The sequence below is a fragment of the Candidatus Methylacidithermus pantelleriae genome (genome assembly GCF_905250085.1).
Lineage (GTDB): Bacteria > Verrucomicrobiota > Verrucomicrobiia > Methylacidiphilales > Methylacidiphilaceae > Methylacidithermus > Methylacidithermus pantelleriae.
Window position 1 is genome coordinate 1 of record NZ_CAJNOB010000019.1, and the last position, 20897, is coordinate 20897.

The 20897-nt window shown below is 54.1% G+C and carries 17 protein-coding genes and 1 pseudogene; 15 read left to right on the forward strand and 3 right to left on the reverse strand.

The window, feature by feature from the left end; all coding sequences use genetic code 11:
* Positions 1-37: 37 nt before the first annotated feature.
* The 10 genes from KK925_RS05765 (at position 38) to KK925_RS05810 (ending at position 12662) form a co-directional block, all read left to right on the forward strand.
* Positions 38-1591 carry a putative porin gene (locus tag KK925_RS05765; protein WP_174583287.1) on the forward strand — a complete coding sequence of 518 codons (1554 nt, stop codon included), beginning with the start codon at positions 38-40 and terminating at the stop codon, positions 1589-1591.
* Between the two features lie 17 nt (positions 1592-1608).
* Entirely contained in the window at positions 1609-2502 is an 894-nt protein-coding gene (locus tag KK925_RS05770) for a substrate-binding domain-containing protein (protein WP_174583288.1), read from the forward strand.
* A 283-nt stretch (positions 2503-2785) separates the two neighbouring features.
* Positions 2786-2941 carry a hypothetical protein gene (locus tag KK925_RS05775; protein WP_174583289.1) on the forward strand — a complete coding sequence of 52 codons (156 nt, stop codon included), beginning with the start codon at positions 2786-2788 and terminating at the stop codon, positions 2939-2941.
* A gap of 458 nt (positions 2942-3399) precedes the next feature.
* Complete coding sequence (locus KK925_RS05780) at positions 3400-3924, forward strand: hypothetical protein (RefSeq protein WP_174583290.1); 525 nt, start codon at positions 3400-3402, stop codon at positions 3922-3924.
* A gap of 39 nt (positions 3925-3963) precedes the next feature.
* On the forward strand, positions 3964-4443 hold the full coding sequence (locus tag KK925_RS05785; RefSeq protein WP_214096342.1) for a hypothetical protein: 480 nt from the start codon (positions 3964-3966) through the stop codon (positions 4441-4443).
* 423 nt (positions 4444-4866) lie between these two features.
* Positions 4867-5355 (forward strand): hypothetical protein, encoded by a 489-nt coding sequence (locus KK925_RS05790; RefSeq protein WP_174583292.1) that lies wholly within the window; start codon positions 4867-4869, stop codon positions 5353-5355.
* A 1058-nt stretch (positions 5356-6413) separates the two neighbouring features.
* A complete protein-coding gene (locus KK925_RS05795) occupies positions 6414-6941 on the forward strand; it encodes a hypothetical protein (protein ID WP_174583293.1) in 528 nt (175 codons plus the stop codon).
* An 858-nt stretch (positions 6942-7799) separates the two neighbouring features.
* A complete protein-coding gene (locus KK925_RS05800) occupies positions 7800-11027 on the forward strand; it encodes an efflux RND transporter permease subunit (protein WP_174583294.1) in 3228 nt (1075 codons plus the stop codon).
* The gene (locus tag KK925_RS05805; RefSeq protein WP_174583295.1) at positions 11024-12319 is read left to right on the forward strand and encodes an efflux RND transporter periplasmic adaptor subunit; all 1296 of its coding nucleotides are present in this window, start codon (positions 11024-11026) and stop codon (positions 12317-12319) included. Before KK925_RS05800 ends, KK925_RS05805 begins: the two co-directional genes overlap by 4 nt.
* Before the next feature lie 58 nt (positions 12320-12377).
* Positions 12378-12662: a hypothetical protein gene (locus tag KK925_RS05810; RefSeq protein WP_174583296.1), complete on the forward strand. Its 285-nt coding sequence runs from the start codon at positions 12378-12380 to the stop codon at positions 12660-12662.
* A 151-nt stretch (positions 12663-12813) separates the two neighbouring features.
* Here KK925_RS05810 and KK925_RS05815 read toward each other — a convergent pair whose 3' ends face one another.
* Positions 12814-13650, reverse strand: a complete 837-nt coding sequence (locus KK925_RS05815) for a transporter family protein (protein WP_174583297.1) — start codon at positions 13648-13650, stop codon at positions 12814-12816.
* 476 nt (positions 13651-14126) lie between these two features.
* Between KK925_RS05815 and KK925_RS11160 the strand changes: the two genes are divergently transcribed.
* The 4 genes from KK925_RS11160 to KK925_RS05835 are packed head-to-tail and all read left to right on the forward strand — an operon-like array spanning position 14127 to position 17149.
* Positions 14127-14495, forward strand: coding sequence for an acyl carrier protein (locus KK925_RS11160; protein WP_236027868.1), 369 nt, complete (start codon positions 14127-14129; stop codon positions 14493-14495).
* Positions 14492-15769 (forward strand): NAD(P)/FAD-dependent oxidoreductase, encoded by a 1278-nt coding sequence (locus KK925_RS05825; RefSeq protein ID WP_174583298.1) that lies wholly within the window; start codon positions 14492-14494, stop codon positions 15767-15769. Before KK925_RS11160 ends, KK925_RS05825 begins: the two co-directional genes overlap by 4 nt.
* A gap of 20 nt (positions 15770-15789) precedes the next feature.
* Entirely contained in the window at positions 15790-16716 is a 927-nt protein-coding gene (locus tag KK925_RS05830; protein WP_174583299.1) for a lysophospholipid acyltransferase family protein, read from the forward strand.
* A 13-nt stretch (positions 16717-16729) separates the two neighbouring features.
* Complete coding sequence (locus KK925_RS05835; protein ID WP_174583300.1) at positions 16730-17149, forward strand: 3-hydroxyacyl-ACP dehydratase FabZ family protein; 420 nt, start codon at positions 16730-16732, stop codon at positions 17147-17149.
* Positions 17150-17343: 194 nt separating this feature from the next.
* Here the strand turns inward: KK925_RS05835 and KK925_RS05840 are convergent, their stop codons facing one another.
* The gene (locus KK925_RS05840; protein ID WP_214096343.1) at positions 17344-18720 is read right to left on the reverse strand and encodes a class I adenylate-forming enzyme family protein; all 1377 of its coding nucleotides are present in this window, start codon (positions 18718-18720) and stop codon (positions 17344-17346) included.
* A 391-nt stretch (positions 18721-19111) separates the two neighbouring features.
* On the opposite strand from KK925_RS05840, the pseudogene KK925_RS11440 reads away from it, so the two are divergent.
* A pseudogene (locus tag KK925_RS11440) lies at positions 19112-19594 on the forward strand (glycosyltransferase family 2 protein); the annotation flags it as partial.
* A gap of 205 nt (positions 19595-19799) precedes the next feature.
* On the opposite strand, the gene KK925_RS11165 reads toward KK925_RS11440, so the two are convergent.
* On the reverse strand, positions 19800-20723 hold the full coding sequence (locus KK925_RS11165; protein WP_236027869.1) for a hypothetical protein: 924 nt from the start codon (positions 20721-20723) through the stop codon (positions 19800-19802).
* Positions 20724-20897: the final 174 nt, after the last annotated feature.

The following is a 20897-nucleotide window of genomic DNA, read 5'->3' on the forward strand; positions in this document are numbered from 1 at the left end:
AAAAGTGTAACAAGATAACTAGGTGGAGGAACAAGGGATGCCTACCAAATTGTTAGGGACAAAAGGATGTTCGTGGTGGCTCGGAACGATCCTTGTAGGAATTGTGCTCACCCCTTTTGCTAGAGGGCAGGATGCGGGGCCGCTTTTAGATAAGCTCGTACAAAAGGGTGTATTAACGGAACAGGAAGCCGAAGAGGTGAGGGGAGAGCTTCAGCAGCAGTATGCGGAATCTTCTGCCGGAAAATGGGCGGTCAATGATTTTGTCAAAAGTCTGACCCTTTCGGGAATCGCACGGACTCGATATGACTATCGCGCTGGGGAAGATGTGCTCCTGCCGGGAGATACGGAAGAACGGGAGCGCTGGCGAATGATTGTTCAGCTGGCGATTACCGGGGAGCTTGTAAATGACTTCTTCTTTGGTTTCCGATTAGACACCTCGTTCAACAACCGCTCCACCAATGTAACCTACGGCGGAGATGCCTTTAAACCGATGCTTTTTGGTCCCTACGGGAACGACCGTTTCGGGCCTTTCACAAAGAGTCCCAACTACTCGCTTAACATCGGTCAAGTTTACCTCGCGTGGCGTATGGCGGAGGCTTTTTCTCTTCCGATTGATGAGTTCACCCTCATTACCGGCCGGCAACCCAATCCCTTCTACTCGACCCTTTTGGTCTGGGACGCTGATCTCAACCCGGAATCACTCCTGACGGTAAAGATAAAGCAAAATATTGGTGACTTTCTTGTGTTTGCCAATTTTGCTCCGATGGTCTATTCCGCTTGGGATCCCATTAATCAATTTGGGACTAATCCTGCCAACGGGCAATTTGTGGGTAACAAGCAGGGCAATGGCAACGATACGTTTCTTTTAGGTGAGCAGGTCGGTATAGAATGGGCGATTAGTCGGCAAAATGGGGTTTACTTCCGAGTGGCACCCGCTGTTTATACCTACACGAGTCACACATTTAACTTTGTGCCGGATCCAGGAACCTTCGAAAACTCGATTTTTCCGGGGAACCCACCTGGGGTAGGTCCCGGTAATCCAGCCAGTGCCAATGGGTTCACCAATTTTAATCCCGTTAATAACCTTGTCGTTGTCGATATTCCTATGGAGCTTCGGTGGAAGTGGCAGGGGTTACCGTGGAGGCTCTTTGCAGATTATGCCATTAACGCCGATGGAGATGAACGAGCGAAGCTAGCGCATCAAGTGTCCGTATTGGAAAAGAACCCTTTCCCATTGCACAAAGACCAGGATGACTCCTGGCTCGTCGGGTTAGAAGTGGGAAGCGCGGCACGGAAAGGCGATTGGCTGGCAAGGGTGTGGTGGGAACATGAGGGGGCATATGCCGTAGATCCGAACCTAATCGATACGGATATCTTTGACGGGCGTGTAAACATGCAAGGACCCGCTGCTCAGGTAGTGTATCAGTTCACAGACGCTGTGTATTTAGTAGTGACTTATAACTATGGGTTTAGGATTTTGAAAGATACGCCGACGTTTGGACGGCAGGACCTAGGATTTGATAATAAAAACTATCCGAATCATTTGGATAATTATCAGCTATTGATGGCGGATCTAACTTGGCGGTTTTAAAGAAACAGGAGGCGAAAATGAAGAGACTCATTATGGCTGCGGTAGTCGTTACGGGACTGGCAGTCGGATCCGAGATGGTATGCGGAGAAATTATCCGGGTGGCCGGCTCGGCGAGTGTGGGGAAGTCACTTTTTCCGAAACTAAGCGAAGCGTACCAAGCGAGGCGCCCGGGGGTACGGTTTCAGGTTTCGACCGGTCATTCGGGCCAAGCGTTTCACCATTTGGCTTTCGGTAAGGCCCAACTAGGCCTTGCTTGCCGAAGGCCCAAGGTGCCCGAAAGACAGCTGGCTGGGGACCACGGGGTGGCGTTGCAGCCGCACCTGGTAGGCTACGAGGCGGTGGCAGTGATCGTTCATGCCTCGAATCCAGTTTCCAACATAAGCCGGGCTGCGTTGTTGGGAATCTACGAGGGTAAGATAAGGGATTGGAAAGCCGTGGGTGGCGTGGGGGATGTGATTCACCCCTATGCGGGTTGCGCGGGTTCCGAGAGTACGAAGTCCCTAAAGGAATCTCGAAACTTTGCGAATATGACGATCCAGGTCAGCAGCGAGCCTAACGGCTGCGGCGCGGTCTTTCAAGAGCAAGCTCTGCGAGGTCATCCGTGGGATTCTGACATTCCAAAAGTGAAGGATGCGGCCTCGATGGTAAAGGCTGTTGCTCAGGATCCTAAGGCGATTGGCTTTGTCCCATTTCCCACGGGCCAGTTGCCTCCGGGAGTGAAGATCATCGCGGTAGATGGGGTGTTTCCCAGTGAAGCGGCTGTGAGGAGTCACAAGTATGGATTGGCGCGACCCATCCTATTCTACACCAATGGGAAGCCCAAAGGAGAAGTCGAGAACTTTATCCGCTTTGCCCAAAGTATGGAGGGACAGCGATTGGTAGCGGGGTCCAAGTTTATTTCGCTGCGCTAAAGAACCGAGCCCGTAGGACCTGATCCAGCTGGTGCTCCAAACGATGCGTTTTGCGGAAGCGCCGGCACAGAAAAAGACAAGCCCCGTGATTCCACGGTGCCTTTACGGAGAAAACCCGTTCGGTACGGAAGGATAAGGTGGCCAAAGATAGTACTTCTAAGCGCAGACATCCGAGAAGGTGAGATAAGCGGAACAAATGGGGATCAGGGCGAGAGAGCTGGGAAGGTCAAGTGGCTTGGGCTTGTGTTAGTAGGCCCTTTTGGAAAGGCAATGACAGAGGTCCGTGCCCGCAACCGTGGTGGCGGGTGCAGTGCTAGCTTTTTCAACACCCCTGTTCGAGGAAAAAGCCGGGGTGTTTGGGAGTGGTGGTAAACACTGGGAAGAAAGTGTAACCAACCAAGCCGAAACCGAAAATCCTGTCGGTCTTCCTGTCTGCTAGATACGATACCCAGACATGTTGACTAACCAGAAAAAGGGGCTTGGAAAGAAGCGTCTGGCGCCCAATGTATGTATGCGGAGAAAGGAAGAACGGACCAGATGAGAAAGTTTTTAAGCTTCGTTGCAGGGGTTGTAGGAGTTTGGCTTGCGGGATGCATTCTTACGGGATGCGCAACGGGAGGATCTCCACCGGTGGGCCGCGAGACGAGTTCGTCTCGTGTCCCCCCAGGCACTTTCCAAAACATTGATACCGGGCCGGTGCATGGAGGATACTAGGTGGGATGTGCTTACCTGCCGACCGCGACGGGTGGATCCTTCGGATTTGGAGGGAAGGAGGAACGCTGGATTTGACGCGGCAGGGGTGCGCCTAAGAGGTGACGGGCGAAGCGGGTTTGGGAAGTGAGAAAAAAAGGCCAAGAGCAAGTTACAAACCTAAACGAAGAAAGGGAGGAGGAGCATATGGTGAAAAGGTTGGAGCGAGTTCTCGATAGTTCGCATGTTCAAAAGAACCCGAGTCGTTGGTGGGGTAGGAAATTCCTGGTCTTTCTTGGATGGCTCGTCTTAGGGAGTACAACAGCACTTCACGGAGAGCTTGTTCGGGTTGTCAGCCCGGACAAGGTTAAGCTTCCGCAATCTCAAATGGTTCCAGAGTCTCGGTCCCTTCATTGGAATAGCCGGCGGGGACTTTCCGCCGTGGTCACCTTTAGTAGTGGTCCTTATACCGTAGACGTTACTCAACCTCCGATTACAAGAACCTACCGTTTTCGATTGCCCGGGGTCACCGAAGACCCCAAAACGGGACTTCTTGTCCTTCATGGGCCAGGAAAAAGAACGATTCCTGTCGCAAAGAGTAGAACCGGGCGTGTTGTACCCACACCAAACGCCCACCTGCGTATTCGATCGGAAGACGGTCTTGTTTCCGTTGAGCTAGAGGCCAATGCGTCCGGGAAACAACCGGTTCGCTCCCGGGAATGGTCCTACTAGAAGGGTTTCCAATCGGACGCAATGCCTGCTTTTGGACTCGTGAGGACTTTATGGGCTTGTCTAGCAGGCCTGGGATGCCTGGGGATTTTCCCTGGGTGGTCCATGGCTCAAGAAGCGGCCGTTCGTTTGGAGAGCCTGGAAACGATGCGGATCCTCCGGGGAGGGATGACCCAAAGACTGGTAGGCGTGCGATGGGATAAGGAACGAAAGGTACTGGTTGTCTCGGTTTCGTTTCGTGACGATCTTTTCCGGAACAAGGAAGCTACGGATGTGGAGGCATTTCGTTCCTTCTCCTTTCCGGGTGTCACCTTGGATGAAAACTCGGGCCTTTTTTGTGCCCAGGATTCTTCGGGACATCAGTTTTTAGTGGCTGAGAGAAAGCGAGGTCTTTTCGGAGAAAGAATTGTGTTGGGCAAAGAGACTCGGTTTTCGCTCTTTCCGATAGGCCATGAGGTAAGAGGAATTCTGGAAGCAAGGGAGAAGATTCGAAAAGCCACGCCGCAAACCCCTCAGGGCTAGGTTTGACTTGGCAAGGGAGCCAAACCTGCGTCCCCAACATTTGGAATATGGGGCGACAAACGATCGCTGAATCTGTAGGAGGATTCCTGTCCATGGTGTGTGGTCGGGACGCCTGCATGTCTCTCTGAGGAACGTTTTGACCATTCGACGAAAGATTCATTTACAGGTCAGTTTTTTTTAGAACCTTTAGAAACGTGCACTCCGCGCGGAGAAAACTGAGGGATTTCGAAGTTTGGGTGGTTGTATGGAGAAATGAGAATGAAAGCGTTCACCTGTGAATTTCGGCTCGGTGAGAAGATCGATCGTCCGAAAACCCCTTGGGTAAGAAGGGGTTTCGGCGCTTTCAGGTGTGCGGGCCAAAGGGAGGTGCGATCCCCTCTACCCACGCTCGCAATAAGGCTTTTAAGAGTTTTCATTTGGCTGGTGGGTTGCGGGTGTTTAATCGGGTCGGGTTTCCGAGCAGGTGCAGGAACGCAGGCTGGAGGTGTGTATCGAATGGTTAGTCCCGACCGGATTCAGCTGGACTGGCCCGATATGATATTAACCAGTCGGTGGCTGGAATGGGATTATAAGAGAAAGGAAATGTATGCGGTTCTTACGTTTGAGAATGCTCAATTTTACAATCGCGTTGAGTGGCACGAGGAGCGCACGTATCGAGTGAGATTTCCTGGGGTACAGTACGACCAGGCAAAGAGGTTCTTCTTTGTAGTTGGCCAAAAGAACCGGATATTTCCCATAGCACACCGCGTTGAGGGGGGATGGTCAAGCCGCTTAGTCACAACGCCAAACGCCCGGGTGCGGGTAAAGAAAAGGCGAGGCACGGTAGAGGTTACACTAGAGGCGGCTGCATATCCCCTGTCCAAAGCTGGAATGATCCAATTTGGGCAGATGAAAGGGGAGTGGGTATTTTAGAAAAGCTGCTCCCTTGACTCACCTTTGGCGTGACCAAAACGGCGGTGCAAGCCGCGGGATTGAGCCGAGAGTAAGCGCGTAGGATTGCCAGAGAAGCAGAAGAAAAAAACACGTGTATAAGAGCCAGAGTGTTGTATTGCACCAATCGGAACGTCGTGTTGTCGTGCAATGATCCTGTCGCAGGGTGTCTGAAGCAGCGGGGGAAGATGCTGGTGGAACCCATCGATTGGTGGGTCAAAGGGGGATGCTTAATCTTTCTGTCGAGAAGAATGCCAATCCTATCAAGATCGAGGTCATGCTAATTTAGGTTCAGCGGCTTGCCGGCTGCGATCTTTAGTAGCGTATAGATCATCTCGCGCGCCTGACCAAGGGAGGGGTCGTCAGCCATTCTTTGCCACAAGTTCTCGCGCTTGCACCCCAGCTGCCAGCTTTGTGGGGCAGGAATTCCTTCGTTGTGACGGCCGGCGAAGCTCCATCGACCATCGCTAGGTAGTACACATGGAAAGAGAAGTGTATCAAATGCACGCTCGAGACTCGATCCTTCCTTGTCCGGGTTTCCATTGCAGGCGACCGCGGGGGACGAGGTAATTCTCTTCCCGACGTTTCGCGGCTGCTCGTCCCATTTCAACGCTTCCTTGAGGGAGGCCCTGCGTCGGGTGGCCTCGATGCGCGGCCATCAAAGAGTGACAGCGTGCCCGTACGATACCGAAAACGATTCTGGACCTGGGCAGCGGAAAGCGGGACGCCAACAGGGGCGTTCGGCCCTTTTGCAGCCGATCTAGGACCGTTTTGGCTTTCCTCGCTTTTTCGCTTTGAGAAGTTTGCGCCATCCTGTGTGGGGAGGCATGCTCGAGTGGTGACCTCTCGGGTCGCACGAGGAGCAGACCACGAGCTTACGAGGATTCTGGGCTCTTTCAAGCCAACGCCTTCGGCGGCACCCCTGCCCAGGGGAGAGATTGGAGCCAGGCAACCGCTTCCGGCCGTTTACTGGGTTGGCTGGGTCTTGCCTTTTCCTTCTTCCGAGTGTCCGTTGCGAGAGGAAACAAAAGGAAACCCTTTTGGCGGAACTATGTGGCGTGCAAGCAAAGGAGTTGGAGGAACCGGAGCTGTACCGGGCGATGGATGGGTGGAGCGGGGTTTGGAGCCGGGTGAAAAAGAAGCTCTATGGCGATGGTCCACTGCCGGGAACGAGTCTTGTGCTCTATGATCTTTCCCGCGTGTACCTTGAGGGGGGCTGGGCCGGAGGGGTTGGCCCGTTACGGACACTGCCAGGATCACCGAGGGGATCGGAGTCAAGTGTTTCTTCTGGATTGCGAGCCATGCTCGAGGAGTCCCCGATGCCCGGGGAGGTTTCTGCCGGGAAACCGGGCAGATGGGAAGACTCTTGTGGGGTCGCTCCTGACACTCCAACAACGGTTGGGGATCCAACAAAGAGCCTTTGTTTTCGATGGAGGAGGGAACAAAGCCGGCGGAACTTGGAACCGCTCGAAGGAGAGGGGCCTTCCCCATGTCAGTTGAGCCAAGAGAGCCAAAGCTCCGGGAGCGATTCTCGGGATCTTCCCAATAGACCGGCACCTTTCGGTTAGCGACGGGAGCTAAGTGATGGAGGCTGGAGGCAATGGGGTTCGATAGGTGATTCCCGGAGGAAAATGGACTAGGCCTTGAGGGATCGGGCCCGGCGGGAAAGCCGGGCGGCTTGTGCCAAGGAGGTATTGGCCGAGATTCCCTAAACGATGGGGCAAAGAGGCGACTCGGTCAAACTGGAGAGTCCAGTGGGCTCGGGCGCTCTCTTGCCTCTAACCCCGTAAATGCTGTGAAGTACGTGGCCCATCAACAAGGCCTCTTCTACCCGAGAAGTCCTAGTCCACGGGAAACGATTGAGCTACCGAGAGTCGGCCTGTCCCAGCTCAAAATCCCCTGGAAGTCCGTTGCGTATCTCACGGGAGTCCACAGACCTAAGTCCGGGCTTCCATCCCCATGTCTTTGCTGGCCTGCGGGCTCACCGCCCGCTTGCGAACCGAATGGATCTCGAAAGGCTTCCTCAAAGAGCTACCCCACACCCTTCCTGGTCTTTCGGTTATCCGCGTAGCCCGGCTTCTGTCGGAAGGGAAATTTCCGCGGCGAATGCTTTGCCGAATATCCAAAGGAGGAAACGAGCTCCTCCAACAAAGTGGTCCTCCTTCCTCTTTTTTTCCTAATGGGTGCAAGTGGATCCGGTAGACAGGACGACACCATTTACTCGTTCGGCTACAGTCATTTACCTTCAAGCAACAGGAGATAGCTTTTGAAAGACGCAAGCGCTCGTCAGAAAAGTTCGGCATGGTGGCCGAAAGTAGGACGAGGCTTCCCGAAGCCTTCCTTCAGGCTCTCTGCAATTGACTTACAGAGCAACATGTGGTTTACTAGTCGAGACGTTCGCCGGTCGACGGCGACTCTTTTCTGCCATGTGGATCGTTCGGCTTGCGCTGCGGCAGCCGTTTACCATCGCTGTAATGGCGGTCGCGATTCTCATTTTGGGCCTTTTTACCATCTCAACCACACCGACGGACATTTTTCCAGAGATCGACATTCCAGTGGTAACGATCGTCTGGCAGTATCTTGGGCTTCCGCCTCGAGAGATGCAAAATTACATAACGACTCTCAGCGATTATTCCATCGCGAACTACGTGGAAGGGGTAAAAAGGGTTGAGTCCACGTCCTATTACGGCTTTTCAATCACGCGTGTTTATTTTCAGCCTGGCGTCGATATTTCGCTAGCCATTGCTCAGGTTGAAGCCATCCTTCAACCCAACGTCAAGCGCATGCCTGTGGGAACAACGCCGCCCTTAATCTTCCGCTTCAACGCTTCGGAGGTTCCCATTCTGCAAATCGGGGTCTCCAGTCCGACTCTCTCCGATGCAGACTTGGCTGATTATGCACTCTATCAACTGCGGAGGGATCTCCTTTCGGTGCGAGGAGCCACGATGCCGCCGCCCTGGGGGGGCAATGTTCGATGGATGACCGTGGATGTCAATCCAAACGAGCTTCTGGCCCGAGGGCTCTCTGCGGACCAGGTCCTTCAGGTCGTGAATTCTCAGGTAGTCGACTTGCCATCTGGTGATGTTAAGATCGGGAACCGTGACTACTTAGTGAGTCTCAATAACGTCCCATCGCGACTGGCCGAAATCAACGACTATCCCATAAAGAAAGTAGACCCTCCCAGGGGGACACTGAGAATCTTTCCTTCCGATCGAATGATCTATGTGCGGGATATCGGTCATATCCATGAGGGAGGCGCTCCCCAATGGAATCTGGTAAGATCCAACGGGATTCGTGGGACCTTATTGACGGTGCTCAAAGGAAGAGGGGCTTCCACCATCGAAATTGTTGACGAAATCAAGAAACTCTTGCCAGAGTTACGGAAGGCCAACCCAAGGGTTACCATCAAGGAGCTCTTTGATCAATCTCTCTACGTTCGGGCAGCCATTAAGGGTGTGGTAACCGAAGGGCTTATGGCTGCCACGCTCACGGGTCTTATGATCCTTCTTTTTCTGGGCAGCTGGCGGAGCACGCTCATTGTTCTCACCTCGATTCCCTTGTGCGTGCTTGTGGCGCTTTTCGTTCTCTCTCGATTGGGATACACCCTGAACCTCATGACGTTGGGCGGCCTTGCGCTCGCGGTGGGGATCCTTGTGGATGATGCGACCGTTACGATCGAGAACATGCATAGGCATCTTTCCATGGGGAAACCTATGATCCAGGCGATTGTTGATGCTGCTCAGGAGATTGCGAAGCCTGCATTTGTGGCGACGCTTTCGATTTCTATCGTTTTTACTTCCGTGACTCTTTTGGAAGGGCCGCCTCGATTTCTTTTTATTCCCATGGCTTTAGCCGTGGTGTTCGCTATGCTCTTTTCCTATTTCCTTTCTCGGAGCCTGGTTCCGTGCATGGCGAACCTTCTTTTGCCGTTGGAACACAGCGAGGCAGTCCCACGGCGGGTTTTTGAGCAATGGATCGAAAAAGCGCACGAGGTTTTTGAAGAGAGGTTTTTTGCCCTACGAAATTCCTACGAGCGAGTGCTCCAATGGGTTTTAGAAAACCGAAAGAAATTTTTCCAGTCCGTCTTTGTCTTTTTTGGTATCAGCGCTTGCCTTTTCCCTTTTATAGGCCGGGACTTTTTCCCGGTTGCAGATGCTGGCCTTATGCGGCTCCATGTTTATACGCCGACCGGAACAAGGTTAGAGACTTCTGAAGTCTACTTTGCTCAGGTTGAGGAAGCGATCCGGCAATTGATTCCTCCTGGCGAGTTAGAGACAATCGTGGATAACATCGGGCTCCCGGTGTATTTCTCAACGACGTTGGCTTTTAGTGACTCGATGACCGAAGGCCCCTTTGACGGGGAAATTTTGATTTCTTTGAAAGAAGGACATAAGCCAACGGCCCACTACATGAAGCGGCTGCGTGAGGAATTGCCCAAGCGTTTCCCCTCGTTTTCTTTTTTCTTTCAACCGGCCGATATGGTTAACCAGGTATTAAACTTTGGGGTGGCTTCGCCCATCGATATTCGAATCATAGGACCGGATGAGGACAGGGTATATCAAATCGCAAGGAAGGTAGAAGCGGCCGTGCGGAGAGTTCTGGGGGCAGTGGACGTGCACCTGCATCAGCGGATGGACTACCCGACGATCCGGCTGGACGTGGATCGGGTGCGAGCGATGGAATTTGGATTAACCCAGGCGGATATAACGAAAAACATTTTGACCCAGCTAAGTTCCAGTTATATGGTCGCCCCCACGTACTGGGTGGATCCAAAGACAACCATTAGCTATCCGCTTCTCGTTTTCACGCCACAGAATCGGATTCGGAGCCCTGGGGACCTTTTGCGGCTTACGATTACCCCTCTGAATGGTCGAGGGAGGTCGGCCTTTGGGCCCGAATCGACCCAGACGCTTTTGGGTAATGTGCAGAATCCTCTTCTTTTGGCCAACGTGGTCAAGCTGTACCGGCGGGACAGCCCGGCCGTGGTGACCCATTCCAATATGAAGCCGGCGCTAGATGTTTATGCAAACATCCAGGGAAGGGATTTAGGAGGAGTAGCGAGTGATATCGAAAGGGTTCTTCGCCCCATTCGCAAGGAACTGCCTCCGTTGTACCGGATCGAGGTGGTGGGGCAGGTAACGAGCATGAGGGAGGCGTTTGGAAGGCTGGGACTTGGAGTGGCTTTCGCGGTCATTTTGGTCTACCTCCTCATGGTCGTGAACTTTCAGTCGTGGCTCGATCCTTTGATCATTCTCATGGCATTGCCGATGGGAGCCTGCGGCATTCTATGGGCTCTTTTTCTTTGGCACACGACCTTTAGCGTTCCTTCGCTCATGGGAACGATCATGACGGTGGGTGTGGCTACCGCCAATAGCATTTTGCTTATCACCTTTGCTAACCAGGAGCTAGCGACCGGAAAAGCTGCGTTGCAAGCGGCTTTAGAAGCTGGCAAAGTGCGGCTTCGACCCGTGCTCATGACCGCACTGGCAATGATCATTGGGATGCTGCCCATGTCCTTAGGACTTTCTGAAGGAGGAGAGCAAAATGCCCCCCTAGGCCGGGCGGTAATTGGAGGGTTGCTTTTGGCCACGGTTGGCACACTTTTCTTTGTGCCTGCAGTGTTTACATTCCTCCGCGGTAGGAAGGCCTCGTGACAGATCATCCGGAGCGGGAAAAAAGGATTTTGACTGGGGAGCCAGAGGACAAGCCCATTTCACCGGTGGGTTCAAGGGACGGGGGGGGCCGATCTTCCGAGTTAAGGGATCGATTGGTGCGAGCTCCCTTCCCAAGGCCGCTCTCTCCGGTTACGCGTTGGGTCGGCGCTTGGGTTCGAAGACTCCTTTCCTTTTTTCGCAAACGGCATCCCGCTTGGGGAGTCGGAGCGATTTGTATAGTCCTTCTTTCGATAGGTCTCCTTCGAAAGGCCTGGGAATGGAGAGCACTTCTCTGGACGCGAGAAGAGGGATTGAAAGTATACGTTCAAGTCGTGCACCCTGCCCCAACACCTCCCTACACGGATCTTGAGCTTCCCGGTACTACCCAGGGGTATCACGAGACACCCATTTGGGCGCGCGTGAGCGGCTACATTAAGAAGTGGTATGTGGATATTGGGGCTCACGTTAAAGAGGGAGATCTTCTCTGTGAGATTGAAGCTCCTGAGGTCGACCAGCAAGTAGAAAACAGCCGAGCGAAGGTGGAACTTGCCAAGGTAAGCCTTGACCGTTATCAAGCGCTTCTTCAAGCCCACGCTGTTTCCCAACAGGACGTGGACTATTGGAGGACGAACTACCAAGCCGCTCTAGCGGATCTCAACCGCTGGCTCGGTTGGCAGGCGTTTGAAAAGGTTCGTGCTCCGTTTGGCGGAGTTATTACCGCACGAAACATCGATATTGGAACGCTTGTGGCTGGTCAAAACGAAGGGAGGCAGGGGGCCACCCATCAACTGTATCGTCTTGCAAAGGTCGATGTTCTTCGCATTTATGTTGCTGTTCCTCAGGCCTATGCTTTGTCTGTCCGTTCTGGTTTGGATGCAAAGGTGATCATTCCTGAACGGCCGGATCAGCCCATTGGGGGGAAGGTAATTCGAACGTCAGAGGGTTTGGATCCCGCGTCTCGAACGCTTCTTGTGGAGGTAGATATTAACAACCCAAAGGAGGAAATTTTACCTGGATTGTATGTGAACGTGCGGTTTCACTTGCCAACGGCGGGGCGGTTCACGATCCCGGTAAACACTCTCGTGCAACAGCCAGATGGCCAGTATGTCGTTACGGTGGATGAAAAAAGCCGCACAAAACTCCAACGCGTGGAAACCGGGTACGACGATGGGCATAAGGTCGAGGTTTTGGAGGGGTTGAAAGGAAACGAAAGGCTTGTACTTAACCCGAGCGATGCCACGAAGGTTAGCGGGACGTTAGTAACGATCATTTCGGATCAAACGAAGAACTGATGCTTGAAGAGGAATGAATCAAGAGAATCTGCAAATAGCTTCGAGGAGGTCAGGCTGAATGCGAGTGGTCCCGAGTCCGACAGCATTTTTTGCCGTGGTGACGCCGGAACGGTTTTGGCTATATCCCTACCGTCGTGTATTGTTTGCCGACGTGGAACACGACGGGAAAAAAGGATTTATTCGAACGCTAAGTCATGACATTTGGCTAACTGGAAGTAACCTTCAGAAGCTGCTCCCTCTGTTTCAAGAGCAAACCCTTGCGGAAATCTCAGCTGGGTCTCTGAATGGGATTGTGATTGAGTCGGTGATTGTGCAAGAAAATCCCGGAGGGTTGCAGCAATAATTTGAAAAAAGCCCAAACGCCTTAAACGGACGGATTTTTAGCCGTGGCTCGTGGCTTCTGGGCAAGTTTTTTGCAGGGAAACCCCGACGGACAACTCCGCCGTGGCGCTTGATTTTCCCCGTTTTGGTTGGACCTTTCGCTTGTGGGCCGGTCAAAAGGGCAGTCGCAGCGTCAGAATCCAGTTATGATTGGTGAGTGGATGAGAAGTAAGCGCAATTTGGTAACCAGCTCCAATTCCAAACTGGAGTCGATCAAAAATCGTAAACCGAGCGAGGACAATGCCTGGTGTAAGAAAAAGCTGGTGCTTTCCTTCCAGGCTCCCATCGATCCAGTAAGTCCCATTGAGTTCCAGTTCGGGCCAAAGTACCTTCGCGACATGTCCTTGAAAGACCACGTTATACAGGAAAAGCTTGCTTGCCGGTCCTCCATCGGGGACTGAAACAAGGAGGTTTGCCTGGATGTCAAAAATCTCTCCCCAGCCCTTTCCAAAAAGCACCCCCGGCGTGTAGACCGCATGGCCATGCGCCACGCTATTGGCTCGCTCGTCGGCTGTCGGTGCCGTAAACCCAAGGTCCGCACTTACAACATAGTTCCCTTCCAACTCCGTACTGGAGACAAGACGATACTTTACCTGAAAGGTCGTGTCACCCCAACCATCGGGGGCCTTTGGGCTGCTCGGGGATCGCGTTAGGTAGGGCGGATAGCCCAAGTCCACCTCAAGGGTGTCCCAAGGAACGAGTTGAAGAGTTCGACCTCCGCCAAGGTTCGTAAGATTCGTCCCGTTCGGTAGCGTTTGAAAGAAGGTATCAAACCGAAAGAGTTCCTGTAGCGTAGGAGGGATCGTGACCACAGGAACCATCCACTTAGGCTGTGTTGCTCGGGCTTGATCGACTCGATCGAACCAGTGGAGGAAGTAATCTTCCACAACACCGCACAAGGAGGTATCCTGGGAGGCATTCGCTGGTAGGGAAGCTTTGGATTCCGGCAACTCTTCTCCTTTTCCCCAGGCTGGTAGGCCGAACAACGCCACGAGCGCGATCCAGGCAACTCGGAGGCCTTGTCGTTGGAGTAGCAAGATTTTCATAGCAGGCCTGGGCAAGCAGGGCGTAAGCCCACCTGAAAGGAGGCAAAAGCGCTAGAGGCTTTTTTTTGCCATTGGCTCCATGCTTGACCCGCATGGGAAAGCTTCTTTCTTTCAGGGGCTAAGTGGCTTTACGCAGCCGGGCAAGCGATGCCCGTCGGTTGGATTGTCTGGGAGCGGGTGCTAGAACTTTTAGGCTTGGCAGAGTAGCCTTTTTTTGCTTGTTAACGCAGCATAAAGGCTAGCCGTCGGCGGAGGGCCAAAAAAAATTCTTTTGGACGAGGGCCAAGGGAAAAAGGCACAAAATAGCAAACGCTTGCGGTTTGGGGGCCCGGTTCAAAACTTTCTTGCCCTTGTGCGGGCCGGCGTAGCGGGGGTTCTCCGTGAGCCGATTGGAAGGGGCCGGGGTCTACGGCGATAGCCGCTTGGGGAAAAGTGGTGGAGAAGGAGCGCGGGTGAGCGAAAAAAAAGAGGGCCAGATCCAGGGGACAGAAGTCACGCTGGAGGAATTGCAAGAACTTCTCCAGCAAAGCTGCATGCTTTCGGTGCCCAAAGAGAAGATTCGCGAAGAAACCCCTCTTTTTGGACCCGGGGGTCTCGGGCTGGATTCTATTGACGCTTTACAACTTATAGTGGCCATCCAACAAAAGTATGGCGTAAGTGTCGAAGATCCCGAGGAGGCCCGTCAAGCTCTGGCGACCCTGGCCCAGCTGCGCCATTGGTTGTCGCGGAAACTGGAACTTTCCCCATGAACCAGTCGTTCGATGTAGCGATCGTTGGCGGTGGGCCCGCGGGAAGTGCGTCGGCCATTCTCTTAGCCAAGGCTGGGCTTCGGGTTGTGCTTGTTGAGAAGGAACGCTTCCCACGCTTTCACATTGGAGAATCGCTTCTTCCCTATGCCAATCCGATCTTACGGGACCTTGGGGTATGGGAGGAGCTGGAAGCGGCTGGTTTCATGCCTAAGCTAGGAGCGGAGTTTGTTCTCTCCAACTCGTCGTCGCTCCAAAGATTCTGGTTTAGCGATAGTCTTCCAGCTGGGTACCAACGGACGTTCCAGGTAGAACGTGCTCGGTTTGATAGCATCCTTTTGGAACAGGCGGTGCGCTCTGGCGTTACGCTTTTTTGTCCTGCCCGAGTGTGTGACGTCTCCTTTGGTCAGGATCAACTGACCCTCCGGTACCAGGAGGAGGGAAGGGGAAGGAGGGTTGATGAGCTTTCAAGTTTTTGGTTGCTGGATGCAACAGGCCGGGACGCGTGGCTTGCGCGTAGGTTACGCCTTCCCCAGGAACCCTGCCCGCTTCCCAAGCGGTGTGCTGTCTACGCCCACTTTGCCGGGGTGCGCCGCAATGACGGAAGGGCAGAAGGCCACATCACCATTGTCCGGCTCCCGGATGGCTGGGCTTGGTTCATTCCCCTGGACAGCGTCAAAACTTCGGTGGGCTTGGTGCAGACGGTGGAAACTTTTACCCAGCGTCGCGAAACCCCGGAAGAGTTTTTTCTGCGTGTCCAAGGGGAGCATCGCGAGCTTTCCTACCGGATGCGCCATGCTCACCGCCTTTCCGACTATTACGTGACCGCCGATTACAGCTACCGGTACCGCATCGTTGCCGGGCCAAGGTGGCTTTTGCTAGGGGATGCTGCGGGGTTTATCGATCCCATCTTTTCTTCCGGGGTTACGATAGCACTTCGGAGTGCTCGATTGGCGGCGCAGTACGTCCGGCGGGCGTGGTTAGCTGACAAACGAGCGTTTCGTCAGAGCGAACAAGCGCGTTACACTCGTGCCATCCAGGACATGACCGGGGTTTTCTACCAGATGATCCGCATGTTTTACGACCCAAAAAGTTTTGAGGTATTTATGGTTCCTAAACCCCCGTTGGGCCTTCGGCAAGGGGTGCTCCAGCTTCTGGCCGGAAACACAGAACCCTCGTTTTGGATTCGATGGCGGGTATGGCTTTTTTATGGCATCTGCTGGCTGAACCAGCGGTGGCAAATCGTTCCCAGGTTATCCTACTCCCAAGCGCGGTGAGCGCGTAGGGAGTAAGACGTATGGGTGGGGAAAGTTTTCGGCCAGACCCTCCCGCTGATCCCTACGCCCACGTTTCCAAGCGTTTCTATCGGGCTGCCTATTTTCAGGTGGCCAGCACCCTGGCTCGATTTTTGCCGCGAAGCTTGCTACGCGCCTGCGGTGGATGGGCAGGATGGTGCTATGGGCGATTGGCCGCTCGCCGAGTCGAAAGGATCGCTCAGAACTGGAAAATCCTTCGGCCCGGTTGGGAACGAAAGCTCGCCGTGGCAGCTTACAGCGAATTTGGAAAGGTGTTGGCTGACTATTTTTTTCTGGCGGGTCGCTCCAAAAAGACGGCCTTAGACTTGATCGAAGAAAAACGGGGTCAGGATCACCTTTTTCCAATGGTAGCTCAAGGGAAGGGAATTCTTTTGGCTACTCTCCATATGAGTTTCTTTGAACTGGGTGGCCTTGCCGTCTGCGAGCTCGGCCTTCCGGTAGTGGTCCTGACGCTTCCAGAACCCGATCCTGAGTTAACCCGTTGGAGAGCCCAATATCGAAAGCGTTGGGGTATGGACACCCTCGAGGTCGGAAGGGATCCTTTCGCCTTTGTTGCGATCTGCAACGCATGGAAAAAGGGCAAAATTGTGGCCGCTCTGATCGATCGTCCTTTTGGAGGACCCCTGGTTGACGTGGAGTTGCCGGGAGGAACGCTGTGCTGTGCTGGCTCGATTTTGTACCTAGCTTACCGCTGCGGCGTACCGATTGTTCCGGCCGTGGTTGTGCGCAGTTCTTCCTCTCGGTACCGGGTAGAAGCCTATTCTCCTATCTCCCTACCCGAGGGTTTATCCGCCGACCAAGCGACCCGAGAGTTAGCGCGCGCCCTATTTCAGGTCTTTCGTCCGGTGTTGCTTGCTTATCCTAGCCAGTGGTTTGCCTTTGCTCTTCAAAATCGGCGTCAGCCATAACGGCCCATCTCCTATGCGCCCAACTCTTCCTCACGGTCCCGCATTTATCTTTCTTGATTCCATCCAGATCGACCGGGATCGCAAAAAGGCCCTTGCCTGCTACGACTGGAAACCGGACCATCCCTTGATTCGGGACCATTTTCCAGGCCATCCCATTGTTCCTGCTGCGCTTCTCATTGAATCAGCAGCTCAGGCAGCCGGTTCCTTGTGGATGGATCTTATGATAAAGGAAAATCAACCATTTGTTTTGGTTGCCCAGGTGGAGCGGTTTCGTTTCTTCCGGCCCGTTTGCCCGCCGGAGCGGGTGACGGTCGAAGTTCAAATGGAGGGAGCCTTCCAACATGCAGCTAGCTTCGCAGTCGTTCTCCGGGCACAAGAGACGACAGTGGCTCGGGGAAAGATTCTTTTAGCCCGGGGTTACCTGCCGCCCTGAGGCAGGGTGAGGTTTGGATTTTTTTTCCCAGGGCGCCCGGAAGAACTTTACCGGGTTGCCGCGCCAAATACGCGATCTTGGCGCCCAAGAAGCTACCGCCGGCGAGCTTTTTGCAGGTGCCGCGTTGTGATCCTCAAGCCCGTGAGTCCTCCCCGCGACATTGGGTGGCTGTAGGCTTGTTTGCGATTTTTCCGTTAACCTGCGGCAGATTGGGGTTTTGACCATCCAGGTTCAACCTTGCGAAACTCCTCCTTGAGCCTGCTGAGGGCAATCTTCCCGCGAGCGGTTCTGGGAAACTCTTTAAGAGAGAGTAAACACCTAGGAATTTTCCACGCGGGAAGGCGTTCTCGAAGCAGGTCCAACACCGCCTCTACGGACAGGGATGTTTCCACTGCACCCACCAGAACGGCTGCATCGTTCCTTTTTTCCACACCCACCCACGCGTCAGTCACGCCGGGCAAGCTTCGGAGAACTGCCTCCACCTCCGCCGGCCCCACCTTTCGCCCCGCCACGTTGACCAGCTGGCCCATCCGGCCGATGAGTTCAAGCTCGCCCAACGCGTTCCAGCGGCCAAGGTCTGGGAGAGTTAACCAGCGGTAGCGTCCGAAAGCGGCGCGACTTTTCACGCGGATCCGCCCCTGGGAAGAAATGTCGACGATCACCCCAACCACGGGTCTGCCAACGGCTCCCCTTTGCGAGGCTGCCTCCCCAGAAGGATCGTAAGCCACCCCACCTGCTTCCGTAGTCCCGTAAAAATTGTGGAGGGGAAGACCGAAACGCTTTTCAAAGCGGCGAGCCACCTCCAAAGAAAGAGGGGACCCGGCGGAAATCGCAAGCCGGAGAGGGGAAAGATCTTGCGGAGTAGCCAGTTCCGAGAGCGCCCGGAAGATCACTGGAACCGCAGGAAATACGGTAATGGCATAGTCACGGATCCATTTGGGAATCTGGCTGGGAACAAACGTCTGGGCACAAACCAGGGGAATTCCCGAAAGGATTAACGGCAACACAAGATTGCCGATTCCGTAGGAGTGCCCCATGGGGATAATCCCAAGATTTCGATCTTCCCTCTTGAGTCCCATGCTCGTCAATAGCTGGCAACCTTCGGCTAGGAGATTCTCAGGGCGCAAGTGGACGACACGAGGTTTGCCTGTGGTGCCTGAACTTACTTTTGCTAAGAGCACATTTTTTTGGAGCGGACCCTCCGCGCGCAAGGGCAAAAGCGAATTTTGTTGCCAAAGGTAGTGAGCTCCAAGCGAGCTAGCTTCCTTGGCGCGAGCTGGTTCGGGAACCGTCGAATCGAGGGGAAGTGCCACCCAGCCACGAGCTTGGCACGCGAGGAACGCGCGTATCCATGCAATACCGTTAGGTTCGTAATACGCAAAAGAACTGCCTGGGGGAAGATCCGGGACTGACCGCGCCATGGCCCAGGCTTCCTCAGTTAATTCCTGAAACGTCCGAGTCTCCTTGCTATCAGCTTCGAACATTGCGGTCTCTTTGGGAAAGCGCCGGGCAGTCTGAAGCCAGAGGTCCCACAAGGGGCTTGACTCGGGAAGCGAAGTGGGTGCACGCATAGGGGGCCCAAAAGTTCGGGGACGTTTTTGGCTCTTTTTCCTATGAAAATTTTTTCTTGCCATGCCAAGTCGCTCTTTTCTGCAGGCAGACCAAGGCCAAGGATTTTCAGAGAAAAAAGCGACTTCTGTTATCTGGCTTTTGTTGGGGGTGAGCTGCTCGGGGCTCTGCTCCCCTTGATTGCACGTGGCCATGAAACTAGGAGAAGCGCAAAGCTCACGCTCGAGGGGCTCAACCGCTAACCTTTCCCGTAGAGAAAAGAATGTTGACCGCGCAAAAGGAAAACGACCTTCTGCAGCAGGGGTGGCGAAGCGATGGTTTCTTGGATCGGTTGCCACTTTTTTCGATGTTCATTTGGGGCGGGGATCAAATACGAAGTTGGTGGCTTCTAGCATGACAAGGGAGTCTTATCCTCTAGCAGAGAGCGAGCTTATTGCCATCTTGCCTGCTTACAATGAGGCGGTCCACCTTGGGGCTGTGTTAGAAGAGCTAGGCCGTTTTGTTTCCCAAAGGATTGTCATCGACGATGGTAGCACGGATGAGACAAGCTCGATTGCACGTTTGCATGGGGCTTGTGTTTTCCGTCACCCGGTCCGGCGTGGAAAAACCGAGGCTATCCGGACAGGGCTTCTCGTTGCTCCACCGAGTCGTTGGGTCCTCTTTCTTGACGCCGATGGTCAGCATGACCCTGGGGACTTCCCGGCGCTCTGGGAAAAACGGGAGGGAGTCGATGCAGTCCTGGGGATGCGGGATCTATCTTCACCCCGGATGCCTTGGTTGCGCCGGTGGGCTAACCAGGCCATGTCGCGAATTCTCCGGGCGATTGTGGGAGGGGAGCTCGTTGACACCCAGTGTGGCTTTCGGCTGGTCAAAAGAAGTGTGTTTTCCCAGTGGATGCCGGCTGGGTGGGAGTACCAGTGGGAAAGTGAACTCTATGGGTGGCTACTCCTTTCACAAACACCCGTTCGTATGGTCCCGGTGCGGACCTGCTATGCGGGGGGTGTTTCGCATATTTTTTGGCCTCGGGAGCTGTGGGGGTTTCTTTGTTGCTGTTGCCGCCTGCTCCGAATCCGATGGGTTATTACCCGCACGGTGGTAGCGAAGGAGCGTTCTTTTCCCAGACAGAACTCTTTTGTGTTCTTTGGGCTTCGATGGGATGGCCACAGGCGCACCCGGCCTCTGGATCGGGTAAGGAGGTTTTTGCACGACGAAAGTGGGAGATCTTTCGAACGATTTCCTCTCGATAATGAAAAAAGGGGAACGAAATCCAATACCGGTAACGGATTTCTCGTGGGCCAAAGTCCCCATTGGGAAGGCGCTGGGTGTCAAAAGTGAAGCGAAACTCTCGAACGGTCACCAGGATCCACGCGATGGATACGGGTTCTTGCAACTCCCCTTCATTTTTCATAAGAGTACCATCCTCTTGAGCGACCCAGAGCGTGCCGTGAACATGATGAAGGACTTTTTCTTCGCGGTTTCTTGCGACCACTTCCCTTTTAGGAAAATAGACAATTCGATAACAAGGGACCCCATGGATATGGTCCGTTCCCGCAAGCTGGTAGGAGAAGTGGTCGATGACGCGAGAAAGTTGAAAGGGGGATTCCCCCTTTGAGTCGTGGGATGGGGAAATCGCTCCTTGCCTTGTACCATAATCGGGCCGGCGGTCTTGCGAGACGAGTTGGCATTCTTTCCATTCGCTCAGAACCTTTCCCTGGGGATCGAGTCGCTTGTGATCGATGCACAGTTCATAATCCCAGGCCTTGCGCCTGGCCTGGAGCTGGCGATCACGTTGGACGGTCCGCAGAACTAGCTCGTAAGCCCTGGTATCTTTTGGAAAGGGCTCAGAAGCCCAAAGAAGCTTGCCCAACCCAACCAAACCCACCCCGGTAGCGGCTAGGAGAATTACCCATAGGTTCCCTCGAACCACCATGCGAATGTCCGGCGGGCTTCCATGACCCAGAAGAAAGGATACCATCCCTTGCAGGGCGGATTTTCGGCTCTTCATAGGCCCTCCGCAAAGAAACCGGCGATTTCCGTTGCCCGAACAATTGGGACTGTGCCGAGGGCACCATGGGGTGTGGGATGGGGTGGATCGTCGAGAGGGTCACCCACCGGAATGGGGTCGATCCAACGGTCTATCATCTGGTTTGGTCTCCGAAGGATAGGTGCCACGTGTTGA